The following is a 16,914-nucleotide window of genomic DNA, read 5'->3' as shown; positions in this document are numbered from 1 at the left end:
AAAAACAAATAAAAAACGAGCTTCCGGAATCTGTTCCGCAGCTCGTTTTCACGTTCGATTCGCTATCTATTCGATTGTTTCTCTTATCTCTCGCATTCGGTCGGAACGTCACAACTGAATCAGCCCGTTCACCAGCAAAATCAATCCAAAGCCCGCACACAATATGCCGCCGACCGTTTTCGCGCGGCTGCGGCGGCGGTCGTAATATTTCGGCCAGATCACGTACACGCCGAAAGCGATCAGCAAGATTCCCATCCCCAGGCTAAAATAGTGCATGATTCCGGTTATGGCTTCGGCACCTTGCCGGACGGCTTGGTCGCGGGGCGATTCTTCCATGAATCATCTCTCCTCTAAACGTTGTCTTTGTATTCCGTCGGACTACAGCCTGCATATTCTTTGAACACTTTGGAAAAATAATGCGGATCGCCGAAGCCGAGCGCATCCGAGACATGTTTGACCTTTACGTCCGGCTCCGAGGCCAACAAACGTCGCGCTTCGTCGATCTTCAGCTCCATATAATGATGCACGAACGTGCTGCCTGTATACCGCTTGATCAGCCGACTGATATACGAAGGACTGACATGGAACTGCTCCGCGGCTTCGGCAATCGAGAGCTGAACGTACAGATTTTGCCTGAGATAACGGTCGATTTGCCCGAACAATTCTTCGCCGCCTCGCTTGCCCGGTTCCTGAAGCCGATCGAACTGTGCCGCGCACCATTCATAGAGCGACTCCGCGAATGCTTCCGGACTTGCGGCAGCGAATAACGCGCGAAGCTCTTCGTCGTAAACGGCTGCGCCATTTCGTTTTTCACCCTCTGCTTCTGCCGCTCCGTCTTGTCCGCCCAACCCGAATTCATCCACCAAAAAGCTCACCAAGCGCTCCAAGCCCATCATCCGCGCCGAATCGTGCAGCCAATGCGACAAGCTTTGCCGAAGCAGCAGCAAAAAACGTTCCTTCTGGCGCTGGACGATCCACTCCGCAAGCTGAACTTGAATCGCCAGTTTGGTTGCTTCGCTTGTCCCGACCTCTTGCTCCCCCGCCAACGATGAAGCCAAGCAACCGGATACCGTCAAGCGATCCCGCATCGTGCGTTCCAGCTTGCCGTATACGGCGGATAATGCACGTAACTCCACAGGTTGGACAGCAGCTAACGCGACCGCAGACAATCCGGCAGCGTTCAAAGCCCCGACCACAGATATTTCGCCGAAACGGGAACGCTCCACAGAAGCTTGGTCCAGGGTTGCTTGGTCTTCACTTTGATTGTATACGCCTTCATCTTTTAGTATAACAAACTGTCCCGCTTGCTGAGAAGGCAGTACGGTCAACTCGTCCGCTCCGAAACAACGGGCTAAAGCAGCCGTAACCTTTTCAAGCTCCCAACCGCTTTTTGATTCCGTTGCAAAAGGACGCTGCCGCACCAACACCAACTTCTTCTCTCCACCCAGCAGTTCCGGTTCCAGCGGCATTTTCGCCAAATAATCATAGTCCACCACGCCTTCCAGCAAACGCCGGTCGCTCTGCTGCTGCTCGCGAAGCTGCTCCAAAAGTCGGCTCAACACGTCCACCAACTGCCCTTGATCCACAGGTTTGAGCAAATAGTCGAACGCCTGCAAATTGAGCGCGCGGCGCGCATATTCAAAGTCGCTATAGCCGCTGATCAACACCGTTTGCAGCCGTGGATTCAGCTTTTTCGCCTGCTCGATCAGTCCCAGTCCGTCCAGCTTCGGCATCCGAATATCGGTGAGCAAAATATCGGCCGGCTGAGACTTCAATTGCTCCAGCGCCTCCAATCCGTTCGAAGCGGTCGCCGCCACGCGTACGGGCAGGCCAGCGGACTGGATCAGCATTTGAATATTTCGCAGAATGGGCTTGCTGTCTTCTGCGATGATCGCGTTATACATGTCCTCCACTCCTTCCAAATTTAATAAAAATCTTCCGTCAGCGACGCAATGATCTGGATCGCCGCTCCCCCGCCGTGGTCGGTATGGTTATACATATTGAAAAACAACCGATTTTTGTACATGAGCTGCAACCGATGCGCCGTGTTGACGATCCCCATACCGCCGAACCCCGTTTCACGTAGCGAGTCTTCGCCGGAAGATTCCGTAGATCGGATCAGTTCCAGCGTGTGCGCAATCGTCTCCGGCGAGAAGCCTTCTCCGTTATCCCGCACCTCCAACGCCCATAATCCGTTATAAAGTTTCACCCGAATTTCGATTCGCCACGGCGCGTCCGCATTTCCGAAAGCGTGTTCGATACAATTTTCGACAAAAGGCTGGATCACCAATCTCGGCAGACGGATCTCTTCGAACGCCGGATCTTCATCGATTACCCATTCCAAATCATCTTCGTAATTGTGCCGCAAAAGTGCCAGATAATCCCGGGTATGCTCAAGTTCTTGGGTCAAGCTCACATGCTCGTACGGCGAGGAGACGATATACCGCAGACTGTCCGATAGGTTTTTGCACATTTCTGAGACGACTTCGTTTTTTCCTTCCTGCGCGGCGATACTGATCAGATACAGCGTATTGTGGATAAAATGCGGCGCGATCTGCGCTTGCAGCGCCGAATTGCGAGCGACCGCTTCTTCGTGCACGGCCAACTTTTCCCGCTCGATCGAGACTTGCAGCCTGTCGAGCAACCCCTGGAACGACTCGCTCAATTGCAGCAGCTCGTTGTTCGACGAAGGGGTCTCCACTTTGGTATCGATATTGCTATAATTGATGCGCCGCATCTGATTGCGCAGCTTACGGATCGGCAGCAGAAAGCTTCGGGCGGAGAAATACATATAAGCGGCGGAAAAAAGGAACAACGACGCGATCAGCAGCATGGAAAGCGTCGCGACCGAATTGACCGGACCGAGCACCACCTTTTTCGGCGTCACGGTATAGGTGGTCCACCCCGTCTCGTCCGACCGGTAGTACGCGACATAATCGCCGGCTTGATTGACGGATACGCCGTTCAGGCTTGAGGTCGGAATATCGAAGTCAGGCGTGGCGCCTTCGGAAGGATTCGACTTGTAAATGGTGCGCCCGTCGTAATCGATCACGTAGACTTCGCTTCCCGAACTCCCCGCCGCAACAGAACGCCGAAGCATCTCCTGTTGAAGTTGGATCGCCATATACCCGAACACTTTTCCATTTTGATTGAGGATCGCCCGGATAAAAAACACCCGATTCGAGGTCGGACGATACAGGGAGTAACCGTTTTCATTCCAGTTTATATCGCTTCCGCTCTCTTCCAAAAAAGGCAGCAGCGACGAAGGGTTGCCCGACGTGCCGATAAAAGTGGTTAACAGGCCGCCGCGCAGATCGTAAATCGCAACGTCCTCGATATTCATGCTGGGACCGATCGATTGAAACATGATTTCTCTTAACTTTCGGTTCAGCGACAAGCCTTCTACCGATAATCGCGAAGAATCGCCGGTCGGCATCAGGGTGAAGATCTCTTTACTCGACAAAATCCGCTGCGAAAGCTGATTTTGGCTGTCGACGTAGAGATTGAGTTGATCGCCGATTTTGGCTGCGGCGAGCCGCATCTCGTTCTCGGTCTTTTCCCGCAAAGGATGCACGACGATTGTGTTCACATAGACCGCGAAGCTGCCCATGACGATCAGAAGGAGTACGGCGAACGCCAGGAAAAACTTGGTTTGCAGACTGGCCTGGCCGCCGCCGAGTTTGAATTTTCGGAAAAGCACCGTGCGACCTCCCTCTGGCGTATTGATGTTCATACTGTACAACCAAAACGAAAAATCGACAAGAGTCCGGAATCCGGCCTGCCTCAACGTGCCAAGGTATTCCCTTCTTCTTTTTTCGACCTTTTTTTCGAAGCGTAGAACTATTTGGCGGCTTGCGAAGTCTAACGATTAGCTCTAACCGATCGGGGCTTGCGAGCACTTTTTATAAGGAGGACGATTCGTCGCAATGATATTCATCAGACCCAAATTCAAAGGCCGACCTTCAAAGGAAGAACAATTCAGCGAACAGCTTACCGGCATTCGGGAAAAGCTGTACCGCCTGGCCTACTGCTATGTGAAAAACGAACAGGAAGCGCTGGACATCGTATCCGAAGCGACGTACAAAGGCTTTCTCGCTTACGGCAAAGCGCAATCCGTGACGTATTTCGATACGTGGATGTCGCGCATCGTCATCAACGCCGCGATCGACCATATCCGCCGCAGCAAGCGCAGCGTGTCGATCGAAGACTACGGGAAAGAACTGGTCGCTTCCGAACCAAGCACGTCCACGGAAGAAAAACTCGATTTGTACGAAGCATTGGATCGGTTGGTGCCGGACGAGAAAACGTATATTATTTTGAAGTTTTTTACGGATATGTCTTTTCGGGAAATGGCGGAGGTACTCGATATCTCGGAGAACACGGTCAAATCGAAATTTTATCGGATCTTGAACAAGCTTAAAGCTCAATTGATTGAAGGAGAGGTGGATGAACGATGACAGGAAAAGAACGCTATGACCGCATCCCGATTCCGGATCGGCTGGACGACGTGATGCAAGACGCGCAAAAGCGGGCTGCGACTCGGACGCGAAGATTCAGCAGTGCGTCGAGGCTGGCCGTCGCCGCTGCCGCTTGCGTGGTGCTGCTGCTTGTCGTGAACGTTCCCGCTGTCTCGCACGCCATGACAAATATTCCGGTAGTGGGCAAGATCGTGCAGGTGCTGCAATTCGGCGGCGGTGGCGAACGGACCGACGGGGTTGCGGTAGATACGGCTGTGGTCGAAGAAAACACGCTGCGGATCGGATTCGGTTCGGACGGTCAAGCGACGACGAAGGTTCCTTCTTATACGGTGAAGCAAAAAGACGCGCCGAACCGGTTGATTTTCACCTTTAACGGGACGCGGGAATTCGATTACGACAAAGTAGAGCAGGATCTGCGCGGCTTGTCGCTGGTGAAGGATGTGTACCGGAATGTAATTTTGGACGATTCGGCTATGCGGTTTGTCGTGGAATTGAAAAACGGCGTGACGCATACGATTACGGAGTTCCGGGAACCGGCAGGGTTGGAACTGAAGTTGACCCAGGGTGCGGCCGAGAAGCCTTATGCGGTGTATGGGTTGCGGAGCGAGGAAATGCCGATGGGCGAAAGCTTGGCGATGCTGGAAGAGCTATACGGGAACGAAGACTTGTCGTTTGTGAAAGTTGCTTCCGGCGAGTATGTAGCGGTGATCGGGGAGTATCGGACGCAGGAAGAAGCGGAGGCGAAGTTACGCGAGGTTGAGGAAAAGGCTGGGATCGGCGTTGGGGAAAGCGAGTTTGGTGTAGAAAGTTGGATGAGCGATGAAAGGCCGTGAAGTCAAAACGTACAGGTCTGAGCGTGCGTGAAACCATTCGCGGCAATGTGTGAAAACGGTTTGCTCGGAATCCGAGGAAACCAGGAACGCGCATAGGCGAAATCCGACCGCACGGTTAGAAAAGCAAAATGTTGCAGGTATCCATCATCGATGGCGGTTCTTCTTTGAAAGCGGAGAATGCGCCTAAAATGATGGATGCTTGCAGCATTTTTTGGGTTGGAGGGTTGGCGGGTTGAAGAGCGATTAGGGTGAATTGAGTGAAAACGTAAATGCGGTAGGCAAAGAGCGAGCTTGCGAGGAAAATAAGTGCGAATCTGCAATTATTTTGTTCGAAAATTGGAGTATGGAGAAAATAAGTGCTCTGATGCAATTATTTTTGTGTTTTCCGGCGGATTAGGCGATGTGGGCTGAAAATAAGTGTATCTGAGCACTTATTTCCTATTTTCGGGCTGAATGGGAGGAAATAAGTGTATTATGGCATTTATTTTTCGAGCAGGCTGGAATGAAGAGTGTGTGACGGAGGAATGGAAATCGAAGATGTACGAGGCTCAGGAAAAGCAAGGTGGGATGTGTAACTTGCGGAAAGATAAGGCTGCGAACGAGAATTTCGTTGTGAAAGGCGAAGGCTACGCGGCTTCTTTTTCCTTTCACAATACCTCGTTCTTCGCAAGGAAGCTCGATTTCATGAGCCTTTTAAAAACCTGTTCGCTCGAACTGGAGTTGGCTGAAAAAAGCAGAGCGTGCCGTTCCGCTTTTTTCAGCCTTCGAGCGTTGTTCAGTATATTACCCCTAAAGAGTAAATCACAGCCATGTACCCGCTCCTCCCCACCCTCTATAATCTAAACATGAAAGCGGATTCAATATGATGGCGGTTCAAGTTCAACATTCACAGGGGGCGATAACATGAAGCAAAAGACAAAAAAGATTGCGGCAGGATTGCTGGGTGGGTTAATGGCGGTATCGTTGGCGGCTTGCGGCGGAGGCAATGCTTCGCCGGGCGCTTCTACGGCAGCTGGCGGCGGTGGCGACACAGGCAGCAGCAGTAGCGGCGGCGGAAGCGGGACGACGATCGAGCTGGCGATTTCCAAAAGCTCGCAAGACTCGGCTTTCGTGCAACAAGACTTGCTGGACGCGTTCGAAAAAGAAACGGGCATCAAGGTCAACTTGCAGCTCCTTCCCGCCGAGCAAACGGCGACGGTGCTGCAAACGAAGCTGGCGGTCGACGAGACGCCGGATATCATCCAGTACAACCTCGCAAGCGCGACGACGGATCTGAACTTGGAACGCAACTTCGAAATTCTCGACGACGAACCGTGGGTGAGCCGTTTGGAAAACAAAGAAGTGCTGTCCGCTTACGGGCACGTCTACAGCTTCCATGTCAGCCAGGACACCGGGATGCAGGGCGTCGTGTATAACAAAGACATTTTCGACGAGTTGGGTCTGAGCATTCCGAACAATTTCGAAGAATTCCTCGCGGTGTGCGAAAAGATCAAAGCAGCCGGCATCACCCCGGTATTCATGCCTTACAAAGACAACTGGGCGGCGAACGTGTGGCCGGCGGCGGCTTTCGCGGATTACGCCGACAAAAACGAGCCGAACCTGTTCGACGAAATTAATTCCAACAAGAAAAAGTGGTCGGACGTACCGGCTTTCGCGGACATTTTGCAACAACAATACGAAGTGTACGAAAAAGGCTACACCAACGGCGATCTGCTGAGCGACAGCTACGATATGGCCGTAGGCAAATTCCTGAACAAAGAAGTCGCGATGATGTTTATGGGCGACTGGCTGATCCAGAACGTCGCGGACAACGATCCGAACATGCGCCTCGGCCTGTTCCCGATCCCGTATACGCAAGACGCCAAACTCGGCGCAAGCCCACTGGGCGGCCAATTGTTTATTCCGAAAAAAGCGAAACATATGGCCGAAGCGAAGCAATTCCTCGATTACGTGTCGCGCAAAGACGTGGCGCAACCGATCGTCGACAAACAAAAATACGTCTCGATCTTCAGCGACGTGACGACGCCGGAGCTGCCGGAGTACAAGCAGGAGATCGTCGACAACTACATTACGCCAAAGAAAACGGTGTTGACCGTGGATGCGCATATGCTGGTTGACCGTAGCGAACTGTACCGGTTGCTGCAAGACGAATTCGCGGGCGGACTTGACGCGCAAGGCGTATTGACGGCATGGGACGAGAAATTCGCGCAACTGATGAAAGACAAAGAGGTCGAAGGCTTCTAAGCTCGCGACCCAATCCGCCACATATAAAGACTACTGAATAAAGGCGTCCGCCAGGACGGGGGTCGAGCACGATCGGTCCCCTGTTCTGTCTTGCGCATATGGAGTGTGAAAAAGATGAAAATATCGAGAAAACTATACTCGTACTACATGATCTGGCCGGCTTTATTGATCTACTCCGTCTTCTTCGTCGTTCCCGCCATCATCGGCCTGTTCTATTCGTTCACGGACTGGCGGTTGGACCGGGTGGGGCTTAACTTTATCGGTTGGGATAACTTCGAACGTATTTTTACCGACAAAACATTGCTTCTTGCCATTAAAAACACGCTGATCTTCGCGGTCGTGACCGTTATCGGCAAAAACCTGATCGGTCTGGCTTTGGCGGTCGGCTTGAATATGCGATTGAAATCACGCAATATTCTCCGGGCTATTTTCTACTCTCCGTCTATTCTGAGCGTGCTGGTGATCAGTATCGTGTTCACGCCGATGCTGCGCTCCGAAGGCACGATCAACCGTATTTTCGAATCGGTCGGGCTGGACTTTCTCGCGCAAAGATGGCTGACCGATCCGCAGATCGTCATTTTCACCGTCGCCGCGATCTCGATCTGGCAGCATGCGGGCTTCCAAATGGCGATCTACCTGGCGGGTCTGCAATCTATCCCGAAAGATTACTACGAAGCGGCCACGATCGACGGCGCCGGCGCTTGGAGAAGCTTCCGCAGCATCACGCTCCCTCTCCTGCTTCCCGCGCTCAATATCAACCTGATGCTGACGCTGATCGGCGGTCTCAAAGTCTTCTCCGAAGTATTCGTCCTTACCGGCGGCGGACCGGGCAACGCTTCGCAAGTCGTCGGCACGATCATTTTGCGTTCGTTCGGCGAAGGCAGTTGGGGCTTGGGCACGGCGGTCAATACGCTGCTGTTCGCGGCCGTCACGATCATCGCGATTCCGCTGCTTATCTTTATGCGCCGCAAGGAGGTATCCGAATAATGAGCTATACCCGTAAAATGGCCTGGCGGAATGTTCTGGTCGAAGGCTTTCTGATTCTGATGTCGCTGATTATCATTTTGCCGATGCTGGTCATGATCTTCGGCAGCTTCATGAACAATATCGAAGTAATGAAGTTCTCTCTGCGCCTGCCGACCGAATGGCATTTTTCCAACTATGTCACCGTGTTCAAAGAAGGCGGATTGGCGCGCGCGTTCTGGAACGGTATTCTGATCACGGGCGTGTCGTGTATCGTGAATATTCTGACCTCGTCCGCCGCGGCGTTTATCCTGACCCGGCGGGATACGAAGCTGTCGAATATTCTGTACATGTTCTTCTTCATGGGCCTGATCGCGCCGATGTCGACGATCACCACGATCCGCGTCGTGCAATGGTTCGGCTTTTACGGCAGCATCACGAGCGTTATTCTGATCTACGCTTCGCTTAATACCGCATTCAGCGTCTTCCTGTACAGCGGCTTTATCCGTTCGATTCCGAAAGCGCTGGACGAAGTGGCTTTCCTCGAAGGAGCGGGCACGCTGAGCGTCTTTTTCAAAATCGTCACGCCGCTGATCCTTCCGGTCAACGCGACGGTCGCGATCATGGTGTTCATGTCGGTCTGGAACGATATCACCATCCCGCTGTACTTCCTGACGGATAGCTCCGACTGGACGATGCCGCTCTCGGTCTACAACTTTTACGGAAAATTCAGCCGCGACTGGAACCTGATCTTCGCCGATCTGGTGCTCACATCGCTGCCGGTATTCATTCTGTATCTGTTCTGCCAAAAGTACATCGTCAGCGGTCTGACCGCCGGCGCGGTAAAAGGTTAGTCGGTCATCAAACGAAAACGGACTTCCCCTGGAACGCAGCGGGAGTCCGTTTTTGTTATTTTCTTCTATTATAAGATCATGCCCAGTGTTAAAAAGGAAAGAAGCGTCGAGACGATCAACATGACCAACAGCGGACGAAGGGCACGACTGCGCAGATCTTTCAGATTCACATTCAACCCGAGTCCAACCATCGCTGCGGTCAGCATCCAGGTCGTCAACGTGCCAATCCCTTCGAACAGACCATCAGGCACGGGAACGACCGGTCCAAGCACATAACTCCCAAGCAGACTCATCAGCAAAAATCCGACTAAAAACCATGGAAAAGCAAGTGCAGTCCGGTTATGGTCCGACGGTGCAGCCGCAGACTTCCGATCCTTTTTCTTCATCAAAACGATAAAAACCAAACAGACTGGCAGCAGTAAAAAGACTCGGCCGAGCTTGGCTAACAATGCCGCTGCCAGTCCATCCGTGCCGGCCGCCGCTCCCGCCAAAGCAACGTGCGCCACTTCATGCAAGCTGAGTCCCGCCCACATGCCATATTGCAATGAGCTTAACGGAAGCAGCGGAAATAGCAGTGCATACCCCACCGAAAATACAGTCCCGAGCAAAGCGATCATGCCCACAGCCGCAGCCGTATCCTCTTCTTCGGCTCGAACGATCGGCGCAAGCGCAGCTACGGCTGCCGCTCCGCAAATCCCCGTTCCGATTCCGAGCAGCAGTGACAGATTCCGATCGGCTTTGAACCATTTAGCCAAGCCGAGCGTCGCGATGATCGCAAAAGCAATCACCAGCGCATCTTTGACCAGCAGCCCCAAGCCTTCGCTCAGCACCAGCCCCATGTTCAACTTCAGTCCATACAAAACGATCGCGATACGCAACAGCCGTTGGGACGAGAACACGATACCGCTCCGCAAAACTTCCGGATAGCCGAACAACTGACGATACACCACCGCAAGCAAAATGGCACAGGCCATCTGGCCGACGCGATCCAACCCGGGAATACGCGCCAGCTCATACCCTAACCAAGCGATAGCGAATGTAAAAAGAACGCCGCCCAGACCGCTTTTTCCATGCTGATTCCACCGTTTGCGAATGATATCCAAACCTGCGAATACACGGCGATTTCTTTCCGTATGGGCGATGTCGGATGTTTTCGTATGTGGGTAAGTGTTCTTTTTCCGACGTGTCACGATCATGCCAATCCCCTCCTGTCCTCATCTTAGGCGGAGACTGTATATAAGTAAAATTATGATTTATAATGATGACCATAAGCATTTTCATATGCACTTTTGAAAAAGTATGCGCAGAAAAGAGGCAAAGACATGGATCAGCAGCTTCGGATTTTTATGAAGGTCGTGGAAAAAGGCAATTTCTCGCGTGCCGCCGATTTTCTCCATATGACTCAGCCTGCCGTAAGTCAGCATATCCGTACCCTGGAGCAATCTGTCGGTGCGCAATTGTTGGAACGAACCAACAAATATGTACGCCTTACCAAAGCCGGAGAAATCGTTTATGCGCATGCACGCGATATTCTCGGCTTGTACGGACGGATGCAGCACTTGGTGGATGATTTATCGAACCACGCCGGAGGTCCTTTGACGATTGGAGCCAGCTATACGTTCGGCGAGTACATTTTGCCCCGAATCGTGGCTGAGCTGAAGTCTCTGTATCCCGATATCTCGCCTTCCGTCACGATCGGCAATACCTTTTCGATCGCCGAGCAGGTTCGGACCGGAGAGCTGGATGTGGGGATCGTCGAAGGACATCCGCGGGATATGAAGGAGCTTCAGGCGGAAGGATTGGCCGAGGATCGGATGGTGCTGGTGTCGTCGCCATCGAGTCCGGTCGAATCCTTGGATGCTCATCATACCTGGATTCTTCGGGAAACCGGTTCGGGAACACGCGAGGCTGCGGACGATGTGTTAGAACGGCTGGGCGTTACGCCTGCCGAAACACTCGTCTTCAGCAGCACGCAAGCGATCAAGGAGGCGGTGATTGCCGGACTTGGCATCAGCTTATTGTCGCAGTGGGCGATTCGGCGAGAACTTGCAAGTGGCGAGCTGAAGATCATCGACGTGCCGCTGCTTCCGCATATCCGGCAATTTTCGATTGTGACCGGATCTCCTTTTCGCACCAAAGCGTTGGACGTATTTCTGGAGCTTTTGCGGGAACGGCGGGATTTGACAGGACTTGCTCCCTAATGCCAAACAGGCAGCCTCTTCGCGCTCGAAGGGCTGCCTGTTTTTGTTTTTACGTTGCCGCGTGCCGTAGGGACAACGCGCTTTTGGATTCAAGCCTAAAGCTGATCTTGTCGTCGGAAAGCGGCGGGTTCGAGAACGCGGAGAAATTCCGTTGCGCCGGCGAATTTTCGGACAACTTTAGAGAGACTTGCCGCGATTGTTCCCCGTCGTTGAACAACACGACCGCAAGCGAGCCGTCTTCGTTTTCGAACGCGACGGAGCGGATATCCGCTTCGGCGCACGATGAACCGATCATCTGCGCGCCGGGCCGGATGACTTTGCTGAAATGCGCGAGCGCGTAATAATCCAGCGTATACGTCAGCGCGCCGTCGGCCTGGTTCACCTGCACGATGCCCCGGCAAGTGCTGCGCCCGAAGCCCGGCACGGTCGGGCCGTTCTGCTCGTCCAGCGCCATATTCCACAGCACGAACGATTGGCTGCGATTGCGCAAGATCTCGATGCCCGTGCGGATCACGTTCGAAAAGGCCTGCTCGAACGGAGGAATCCATTCGCCGCCGGAACCTTCGGTGAAGTGGACTTCTTTGCCCGGAAACGCTTGCCATACGCTCGACTGCGCGGAAGGCTCGCCGCCGTACCAATGCCAGGCCACGCCGTCCACGGCGTCGCCCGCTCCTTCCAACACCTCCAACGGATACTCCGGCCGATCCCAGTTATGGTCGTAGCACAAAATTTTCGCGTGAATGCCCGCTTGTTCGAAAGCCGGCTTCAAATGGTCGCGTATCCATACTGTTTGCGTATCGGCGGGCATCAACATGCTCGGGTAATGCTGCGGCTCGTACAGCGATTCGTTTTGCGGCGTCACGGCATAGATGGGCAAACCGCGTTCGGCGTAAGCCTGAATATACCGGACGAAATAATTCGCGTAGGCGCCGTAATATTCGGGCTTGAGGCTGCCGCCCAGCATCGAACCGTTACTTTTCATCCAGCCCGGCGCGCTCCACGGCGAAGCCATCAATTTGAGCCGAGGGTTCAACTGCGCAGCGCGCTGCAACAACGGAATGATATCGGCTTCGTCATGCGCGATCGAGAACTTTTCCAATCGGGCATCGGTCTGTCCGTCTGGCAGATCGTCATAGCTATAGATACTGCGCGCGTAATCGGAGGCTCCCATCGGATTGCGCAGCACGGACAAACCGATCCCTTGCTGTGCGTCGAACAACTTGAGCATCAGTTCTTCGCGCTCGCGTTCGTTCAATACCTGATGGATCAGATAGGCCGACGAATCGGTAAACGAAGCGCCGAACCCGTCCATGCGCTGACCGCGTTCGGCAAAGTCCAGCGTGACCTCGGCCCCAGCGATTTCGGTAACGCCTTGATCCGGCGCGTCGGCCGCCGCAGCAGCTTTCGCCGATCCGGCGTTTTGCTTTTTTTGTTGATCGGCAGCCGCTTTTTCATGGATAGCTTGTTCGCGACTGTCCGATTCTTCCGCGCGCAGTTGTTCGAGACTCAGTTCCCGGAACAATTCATGCTCGCCTCGGGAACGGTACAACGTCCACTGGGTCATCCAATCTCCCCGCTTTCCGTTTGCTTTTTGTATACGTTTACTTCAATCCCAGTTTTTCTTTGTTGGCCGCCATTTTTTCGCTGCGGGTCTTCACGATATCGGCCCAGCCGTTTTGCTCCTGGAACGCTTTGTATTCGTTCAATACCGCATCGAACGCCGCTTCGTCTTTGGCACGGATCATGCTGACGAGCGTCGTGTTCCATTTGGTGTTGATCGCGGTCAGCGAGCGCGCTTGCGGCGTGCCTTGATCCGGGTTGATATTTTCGAGCAGGAAATGCGGAACCAGCTTGCCTTCGCCCCATTGCTGCATCTGCTTGACGGATTCCGGGAACGCATCTTCGCTCAGCGCTTTGTGCTTGTCATGGCCGAAAAACATAAACTCGCCCATCCGGTAGTCTTTTTTATAACGGTCGGCGTCGTCTTTTTGCAGCTTTTTGATCTCCGGCAGCAGTTCGACTTTGCCGTCCGCCGTTCGGGTGTACGTCTCGCCTTCGATGCCGTAGTTCATCAGCATTTGGCCTTCTTCGCTGAGCAGGTACGTGTAGATCTGGATCGCTTTGGCCGGGTCGGCCGCTTTTTTCGTCACGTAGGTCACCATCCAGCCGGTAATGCCGGATTGGTTCAGCGTCGGTTCATGGCCTGCCGTGCTTTGCGGACCGTCGATCGCGATATACGCCTGGTCCGGATGCGCGGTCATAAAGATTTGCAGATTGCCGCTTTGCTGAGGCGTGCCGTCGAGCAGCATCGTGGCGTATTTGCCGACTTTCACTTTTTCTTCGAACGCCGTTCCGTCGTCCGCGAAACTGTCGTCGCTCAGATCGCCCGCGCGGTACGCTTCGTTCAACGTTTTGAGCCAGGTCAGATAGTCTTCGTCCAGATTCCGGTCGTAAAACTCCCCGTTTTCCGTTTGCAGCGGCACGCCGAGAAAATCTTGAAGCGTATCGCCGAGCGACCCGGTTCCTTCGCCGATCGAGTTGAAGCCAAACGGAATCAGCGCCGGGAATTTTTGCTTGATCTGTCCCATGACCTCAACGAACTGCTCCGGCGTGCCGATCTCCGGGCTGCCGAGCGCTTCGTATACGTCCTGCCGGATCACGAACGCCGTTTTCGCCGGAATCTCGCCGCTGTCGTAATCCGCTTGCGTATTCGAATAGTTCGGGTAACCGTACGTTTTGCCGTCTTTGAGCTGGAACCAGTTCAACGTGTCCGCTGCGGCCACTTTATTGAAGTACGGATCGTACTGCTCGGCCAGATCGTTCAACGGCAGCGCCCAGGTCGCGGCTTTTTGCGCGACGGCGGAATTGGAATCGAACACGGTAATCAGATCGGGCATGTCTCCGCCGGCGAAAAAGGTGTTCAGCTTCGTATCGTCGCCCGTGATGAACTTGATATCGACGTTGAGGTCTTCTTTGATCTTTTTCGTGACCAGGTCTTTGCCGAAATCCGTGTTCCACCAATCGGCGTTGACGTACCAGGTGAGCGACGTGGATTCGGCTTTTTTGTCCAACTGCCAAGCCGGCGTCTCGGGATCGGGCGTGTACCGGCCTTCCAGCGAGACCGGAGCCGCAGCTTCGTTGTCCGAACCGCCTCCGCAGCCGGTCAGCAGCAGCGCCGTCGTCAGCACGCCCGCTCCCCATTTCCAGACCGTATTTTTTAAAACGTTTTTATTTTGAGCCATAGTTGATCCCTCCGTTTTTTATTCTTTGACCGCGCCCAGCATCATGCCGGAAATGAAGTACCGTTGCAGCAGCGGATAGATCGCCAGAATCGGCAGCGTCGTAATCACGATCGTCGCAAGCTGTACGCCTTTGGTCGTCGTCTCGATTACCACGGAACCGCCGATATTTTGCATAGACTGGGTTTGCGATTGCACGATAATCTCGTATAGCATCATTTGCAGCGGATACAGCGATTGATCGGTGATATACAGCTTGGTCGTCATGAAGTCGTTCCATTGCCCGACCCCGTTGAACAGCGCGATCGTCGCCAAAGCGGGCATCGAGAGCGGAATGAATAAGCTGAGGAACACGCGCCAATCGCCCGCTCCGTCGATCTTGGCCGATTCTTCCAGCGCGTCCGGCACGTTGCGGAAAAAGTTCATCAGAATCACGACGTCGTAATAACTGAACAGCGCCGGTATGATGTACACCCAGAAGCTGTTGAGCAGCCCGAGCGATTTGATCAGCAGATACGTCGGGATCATCCCGCCGGAGAAGAACATCGTGATGACGCCCATCGCCACGTATAATCTGCGACCTCTTAAGTATTTTTTGCTCAGCCCGTACGCGACCATCGCACAAAAGAAAACGTGCGTCGACACGCCGATGATCGTTTTGGACACGGAGATGAAAAACGCTTGCCAGATGCCCGCGTCCCGGAATACGGCGCGGTAATTTTCAAGCGAAAACTCCGTCGGCCAAAACACGAATCCGCCTTGCGCCAACGCCTGCCCGGAGCTGAACGACGAGACGAGCACGTTCCACAGCGGAACGACGATCGCCACCGTGAAGATCAGCAGCAGCGTGATATTGACCGTATCGAACACGCGGCTGTCCAGCCCTCCTTTGATCCGGGTCGGCTTGATGCCGTTCGGCTTGGTTACTACTCCCATAGGTTCGCCCTCCTCACAGCACGGATTGGTTATCGTTCATTTTGCTTGTCACTTTGTTGGCGGTCAGCAGCAAAATGACGGATACGATCGACACGCCGAGACCGACGGCCGTCGCATAAGAGAAATCGCCTTGAGCCAGACCCATGCGGTACACGTACGAGTTGATGACTTCCGCTTTTTCCCGGTTTTGCGAATTCATCAGCACCAGCGTCTGGTCGAGGTTCGATCCCAGCAGGCCGCTGATCGTCAAGATCAGGTTCAGGCTGATAATCATCTTCATGTTCGGCAGCGTAATATTCCAGATCTGCCGCAGCCGCCCCGCTCCGTCGATCTTCGCCGCTTCGTAATACGTCGGATCGATTTTCGCCATGATTGCCAGATACAGGATCGTACCCCAGCCGGATTCTTTCCAGATATCCGACAGCGTGGCGATCCACCAGTATTTGTTCGCGTCGAGCAGGATGTTTTGCGCATTGGAGATCAGGCCGAGATCCAACAGCAGTTGGTTGAACAAGCCCGTCGTGGAAAACCACGTAATCATCATGCCGCCGAGCACGATCCACGACAGAAAGTGCGGCAGGTAAGACACGGTCTGCACCAACTTTTTGAACCGGTTAAAACGTACTTCGTAGATCATGATCGCGAGCACGATAGGCAGCACGAACCCGATCGCCAGTTTCAAAAAGCTGATCGCGAGCGTATTGACGACGGAATCCCAGAAGTAGCGGTCCGACAAAATGATGCGGAAGTTCTCCAATCCCACCCACGGCGCGCTGTCCAGCGTGTCGATGACGGTATAGCTTTTGAAAGCGATGGTCAGACCGTAGATCGGCACGAAGCAAAACACGATCATAAACAGGATGCCGGGAATGACCATCGTTTGAAGCTCCCATTGACGGACGTAATCGACTGCGAATTGTTTGACCCGCCGGCCGATCGAAGGTTTGGTTTCGGAAGATCGACCGGGCGAGGTCCAAGCGGATTTAGCCATCGGAAAGCTCCTTTCGGTATACGAGCATGAATGATGCAAACTTTTATTAAAACGTTTTTATTTTCGGATAAAAAATAACGGCTGAAGATCAACTGCGACTATGCTTCTCCTTTCTGCAAAATGGATCTTGGACATACGCTACGCTTGCTTAAAATGTGAACGGTTACATTTCAGT

General features: G+C 53.5%; 15 protein-coding genes. 7 read left to right on the top strand and 8 right to left on the bottom strand.

Annotated elements, in window-relative coordinates; genetic code table 11:
• Window positions 1-108: 108 nt before the first annotated feature.
• Genes WKI47_RS11275 through WKI47_RS11265 form a run of 3 tightly spaced genes read right to left on the bottom strand, consistent with a single transcriptional unit; the run spans window position 109 to window position 3,700 of the window.
• On the bottom strand, window positions 109-336 hold the full coding sequence (locus WKI47_RS11275; protein WP_340227220.1) for a hypothetical protein: 228 nt from the start codon (window positions 334-336) through the stop codon (window positions 109-111).
• A 14-nt stretch (window positions 337-350) separates the two neighbouring features.
• Window positions 351-1,904 (bottom strand): response regulator, encoded by a 1,554-nt coding sequence (locus WKI47_RS11270; RefSeq protein ID WP_340227219.1) that lies wholly within the window; start codon window positions 1,902-1,904, stop codon window positions 351-353.
• A gap of 20 nt (window positions 1,905-1,924) precedes the next feature.
• Window positions 1,925-3,700 (bottom strand): sensor histidine kinase, encoded by a 1,776-nt coding sequence (locus WKI47_RS11265; RefSeq protein WP_340227218.1) that lies wholly within the window; start codon window positions 3,698-3,700, stop codon window positions 1,925-1,927.
• A gap of 226 nt (window positions 3,701-3,926) precedes the next feature.
• Between WKI47_RS11265 and WKI47_RS11260 the strand changes: the two genes are divergently transcribed.
• The 6 genes from WKI47_RS11260 to WKI47_RS11235 all read left to right on the top strand — a co-directional run bounded on the left by WKI47_RS11260 (window position 3,927) and on the right by WKI47_RS11235 (window position 9,372).
• Complete coding sequence (locus WKI47_RS11260) at window positions 3,927-4,457, top strand: sigma-70 family RNA polymerase sigma factor (protein WP_340227217.1); 531 nt, start codon at window positions 3,927-3,929, stop codon at window positions 4,455-4,457.
• Window positions 4,454-5,311, top strand: a complete 858-nt coding sequence (locus WKI47_RS11255) for a hypothetical protein (RefSeq protein WP_340227216.1) — start codon at window positions 4,454-4,456, stop codon at window positions 5,309-5,311. Before WKI47_RS11260 ends, WKI47_RS11255 begins: the two co-directional genes overlap by 4 nt.
• A gap of 474 nt (window positions 5,312-5,785) precedes the next feature.
• On the top strand, window positions 5,786-6,154 hold the full coding sequence (locus tag WKI47_RS11250; protein ID WP_340227215.1) for a hypothetical protein: 369 nt from the start codon (window positions 5,786-5,788) through the stop codon (window positions 6,152-6,154).
• A 60-nt stretch (window positions 6,155-6,214) separates the two neighbouring features.
• Complete coding sequence (locus tag WKI47_RS11245) at window positions 6,215-7,555, top strand: ABC transporter substrate-binding protein (RefSeq protein WP_340227214.1); 1,341 nt, start codon at window positions 6,215-6,217, stop codon at window positions 7,553-7,555.
• A 114-nt stretch (window positions 7,556-7,669) separates the two neighbouring features.
• Window positions 7,670-8,542, top strand: a complete 873-nt coding sequence (locus tag WKI47_RS11240) for a sugar ABC transporter permease (RefSeq protein WP_340227213.1) — start codon at window positions 7,670-7,672, stop codon at window positions 8,540-8,542.
• Window positions 8,542-9,372: a carbohydrate ABC transporter permease gene (locus WKI47_RS11235; protein WP_340227212.1), complete on the top strand. Its 831-nt coding sequence runs from the start codon at window positions 8,542-8,544 to the stop codon at window positions 9,370-9,372. Before WKI47_RS11240 ends, WKI47_RS11235 begins: the two co-directional genes overlap by 1 nt.
• A 68-nt stretch (window positions 9,373-9,440) precedes the next feature.
• On the opposite strand, the gene WKI47_RS11230 is transcribed toward WKI47_RS11235, so the two are convergent.
• The gene (locus WKI47_RS11230; RefSeq protein WP_340227211.1) at window positions 9,441-10,568 is read right to left on the bottom strand and encodes a YeiH family protein; all 1,128 of its coding nucleotides are present in this window, start codon (window positions 10,566-10,568) and stop codon (window positions 9,441-9,443) included.
• A gap of 126 nt (window positions 10,569-10,694) precedes the next feature.
• Between WKI47_RS11230 and WKI47_RS11225 the strand changes: the two genes are divergently transcribed.
• Window positions 10,695-11,573 carry a LysR substrate-binding domain-containing protein gene (locus tag WKI47_RS11225; RefSeq protein WP_340227210.1) on the top strand — a complete coding sequence of 293 codons (879 nt, stop codon included), beginning with the start codon at window positions 10,695-10,697 and terminating at the stop codon, window positions 11,571-11,573.
• Between the two features lie 49 nt (window positions 11,574-11,622).
• Here WKI47_RS11225 and WKI47_RS11220 read toward each other — a convergent pair whose 3' ends face one another.
• Genes WKI47_RS11220 through WKI47_RS11205 form a run of 4 tightly spaced genes read right to left on the bottom strand, consistent with a single transcriptional unit; the run spans window position 11,623 to window position 16,739 of the window.
• Window positions 11,623-13,137, bottom strand: coding sequence for a glycoside hydrolase family 30 protein (locus WKI47_RS11220; protein WP_340227209.1), 1,515 nt, complete (start codon window positions 13,135-13,137; stop codon window positions 11,623-11,625).
• Window positions 13,138-13,174: 37 nt separating this feature from the next.
• The gene (locus tag WKI47_RS11215; protein ID WP_340227208.1) at window positions 13,175-14,815 is read right to left on the bottom strand and encodes a sugar ABC transporter substrate-binding protein; all 1,641 of its coding nucleotides are present in this window, start codon (window positions 14,813-14,815) and stop codon (window positions 13,175-13,177) included.
• A gap of 18 nt (window positions 14,816-14,833) precedes the next feature.
• Complete coding sequence (locus tag WKI47_RS11210; protein WP_340227207.1) at window positions 14,834-15,748, bottom strand: carbohydrate ABC transporter permease; 915 nt, start codon at window positions 15,746-15,748, stop codon at window positions 14,834-14,836.
• A gap of 13 nt (window positions 15,749-15,761) precedes the next feature.
• Window positions 15,762-16,739, bottom strand: a complete 978-nt coding sequence (locus tag WKI47_RS11205) for an ABC transporter permease (RefSeq protein WP_340227206.1) — start codon at window positions 16,737-16,739, stop codon at window positions 15,762-15,764.
• Between the last annotated feature and the right edge of the window lie 175 nt (window positions 16,740-16,914).

This window comes from Saccharibacillus sacchari, from assembly GCF_037722395.1.
GTDB classification, from domain to species: Bacteria; Bacillota; Bacilli; order Paenibacillales; family Paenibacillaceae; genus Saccharibacillus; species Saccharibacillus sacchari_A.
The sequence above is the reverse complement of the archived record's forward strand: the minus strand, read 5'-3'. Positions and strand labels throughout refer to the sequence as shown.